The following is a 2,844-nucleotide window of genomic DNA, read 5'->3' on the forward strand; positions in this document are numbered from 1 at the left end:
GGCCGGAACTCGCCTCTCCCGAGGGGGCCGAGGCGCAGACCTGCGTCCTGGGCGAGGGACCCGATGTGTGGGCGCGTACGTACTACCGGAACGCCACCGGCCGGCAGCTCGACGCTTTTCTGACCCTCATGGGCCCCGGCGGGCGGACCGTACAAGTGGACTGCNNGCGCGCCCGGGGCGCGGTCACCGCGTATACGGCGGTCGCGGAATTCGCCGGATCCGGCGAGGGCGGCAGTACTCCGCTGCTGCTCCGCGCGGGAAGCAACACCGCGGACAACGAAGGAAGTTGAGCGTCGGACGCCCCGGCCCTGCCGGAAGCGGACATGGAAAGGCCCGGTCGCTGGCGACGGGGGATGCACCAGCGACCGGGCTTCAAGAACGGTAACAAGAGATCTGCTGTTCGCAAATTCGATCTCGGTTATTCGGACAGGGATTTGTCCGAGCGAAGACCCACCTTGTGGCGGAAGTCACCGACCGGTCGGTCTGTCGGTCACCGATACCACCTGGGGTATCAGCTGAGAGTCACCTGGCGGTTCGTGAGACCGCCGCGCGCCCGGCGCTCCTCCGCGGTCAGCGGCGCGTCCGAGGCGAGCGCCGCGGCCAGCCGCTCGGCGAACTCGGCCGCCGGCTTCTCGCAGTCCTCGGCCGTCATCGACGACGGCAGGTCCCACACCGGCACCATCAGACCGTGGGCCCGGAAGGAGCCGACGAGCCGGGTGTCCGCGCCGAGCGAGGTGCCCTCGCCGGCCTGGAGCCGGGCGAGCGCGTCGAGGAGCTTCTCCTCCGGGTGCGGCATGACCCAGCGCAGGTGGTTCTTGTCCGGGACCTCGCACCAGTACGCGGAGTCGACGCTCGCCAGCTTCACGGTCGGGATCGCGGCCGCGTTGGCCCGCTCCAGGGAGGCCGCGACCTCCGGGTCCGCGCCGTCCGCGGACTGCGGGATCCAGAACTCGAAGCCCGAGTGGACCTCCGGCTCGAACGGGGCGTCCGCGTCGAGCAGCTCCTGCAGGCGCGGGCCCTCGGCCGGCACGCGGCGCGCGGGGATCGGGGTGCCCGGCTCCGCCTCCAGGGCGCGCTGGAGGGTGTCGGCGAGGTCGCGGGCCAGGTCGCCGGAGGAGGAGTCGTTCTGCAGGGCGAGCAGGACGGAGCCGTCGTCGCGGCGGAGCGCCGGCCACGCCATCGGCAGCACGGTCGCGAGCGTCACGGACGGCACGCCCTCGGGCAGCCCGCCCTTCAGGGTGAGCGGCACGGTCGCGGCCGGCACCAGCTCGCGCAGCGCGACCCAGTCGCACTCGCCGGGCAGACCCTCGAAGGGGCGCTGGACGAGCTCGGTCACGGCGTGCGCGGCGGCCCGGCCGTGACACGCCTTGTAGCGGCGGCCCGAACCGCACGGGCACGGCTCGCGCGCGCCGACGACCGGGATCTCCCCGCTCGTGACCTGTGCCTGGCCGGCCTTGCCGGCCTTCGTCTGGGGGCGCTTCTTGGCCATGGTGTGGCTTTCTCCCGATCGCGGCTGTGCTGTGTGTGCGGTGCTGTACCGGGCGCGAGCCTAGCCGCCTCGGCGGCTGCCGCCGCTCAGGCGGGGCGGCGTCCTGGGGCCGGGGGCGCCAGGGGTGCCCGGGCACGGCTCGCCCGAGCGCCCCTTCCCGCGCGGCTCGCCCGAGCGCGCTTCTGCACGCCGCGCCAGGCGTGACCTCGTAGGCAGCACCCGGCGTGACCCGTAGGCAGCACCTGGCGTGACCCGTACGCAGCACCCGGCGTGACCCGCACGCCGCCCGTGGAGGTCCGTCGCCGAGCCCCGGTCCCGGACCGGACGTTCCGGTCCTCCTCGCCGTCCGCGAGGATCCGTCAGTCCAGATCGTCGTACGCGTCGAGGAAGCCGAAGCCGGAGCCGCCGCCGACGCGCGTCGCGAAGTCCTCGCGGCGGTGTCCCTCGGTGACCACCACCCAGACGGTGACCTCACCGGTCGGGCTGTCCCGTACGCCCCAGTCCTGGGCCAGCGCGCCGATGATGTTCAGCCCGCGGCCGCCCCGTGCCGTGACCGAGGGCGTCGACGGGACGGGCCGGGTCGGACCACCGCCGTCGGTCACCTCGACCCGCAGGCCGCCCGCCGGGTCGACCCGCCAGGCCGCCCGCACATCGCCTTCGCCCCGCTCCGCGTGCCCCAGCGGCCTGCCGTACCGACAGGCATTGCTGAGCAGCTCGGAAAGGATCAGTACCGCGTCGTCGACGACCGATTCGGCCACCCCGCTGCGGTACAGCTCGTCCCGCATCCGGTGTCGCGCTTCCCCCACGCCCGCAGGGCCATGGGGTACGGCCATGCTCGACGACGTGGGCACCTCCTGTGCCACCACCAACGCCACCCCCGAGACCTCCTTTGCCCCACGCCACGGTGTGGATGCCCCAATGGCCTGGACCGGAAACCGGCCAATCCACGTGTGATGAGGCACTCGTGACGATCGCGTACGCACGGAACGCGCCGGTGCACACCCCGTAAGGGCTGTTATCCCCTGTGACGGACGGGAAAAGAGGGACAGGAGAGGTCTCTCGATCCTCAGCCGCGGCCCAGCTGGGCGAGCACCTGCTTCGGGCGGTTGGTGATGATCGCGTCCACGCCCAGGCGCTCGCAGAGCTCGACGTCCTCGGCCTCGTCCACCGTCCAGACGTGGACCTGGTGCCCGGCCTTCTGGAGCCGCAGGATCACTGCGGGATGGTGCCGGACGATCCGGATCGACGGACCCGCGATGCGCGCGCCCGCGGGGAGCCGTCCGTCGCGCAGCCGGGGCGAGACGAACTGGGCGAGCGAGACGGTGGGCAGCGTCGGCGCGGCGGCGGCGATCCGC

The 2,844-nt window shown here is 73.1% G+C and carries 3 protein-coding genes and 1 pseudogene; 1 reads left to right on the forward strand and 3 read right to left on the reverse strand.

The window, feature by feature from the left end:
- Positions 1-290: pseudogene (locus tag CCN56_RS22620) on the forward strand (hypothetical protein); the annotation flags it as partial.
- Between the two features lie 221 nt (positions 291-511).
- Here CCN56_RS22620 and CCN56_RS22625 read toward each other — a convergent pair.
- From CCN56_RS22625 to CCN56_RS22635, 3 genes are all read right to left on the reverse strand, one after another.
- A complete protein-coding gene (locus tag CCN56_RS22625) occupies positions 512-1,489 on the reverse strand; it encodes a DUF5926 family protein (protein ID WP_086829473.1) in 978 nt (325 codons plus the stop codon).
- Between the two features lie 359 nt (positions 1,490-1,848).
- Entirely contained in the window at positions 1,849-2,451 is a 603-nt protein-coding gene (locus CCN56_RS22630; RefSeq protein WP_086829475.1) for an ATP-binding protein, read from the reverse strand.
- A gap of 104 nt (positions 2,452-2,555) precedes the next feature.
- Positions 2,556-2,844: glycerophosphodiester phosphodiesterase family protein (locus tag CCN56_RS22635; protein WP_306300622.1), on the reverse strand; the 289-nt coding region annotated here is incomplete at its 5' end.

The sequence above is a fragment of the Streptomyces sp. NRRL B-24572 genome (genome assembly GCF_002156145.1).
In the GTDB taxonomy this organism is placed as follows: domain Bacteria; phylum Actinomycetota; class Actinomycetes; order Streptomycetales; family Streptomycetaceae; genus Streptomyces; species Streptomyces vietnamensis.

What these genes read in the sequence shown, in the direction of transcription:
- CCN56_RS22625 (WP_086829473.1), bottom strand. Translation starts at nt 1,489, where the DNA reads ATGGCCAAGAAGCGCCCCCAGACGAAGGCCGGCAAGGCCGGCCAGGCA.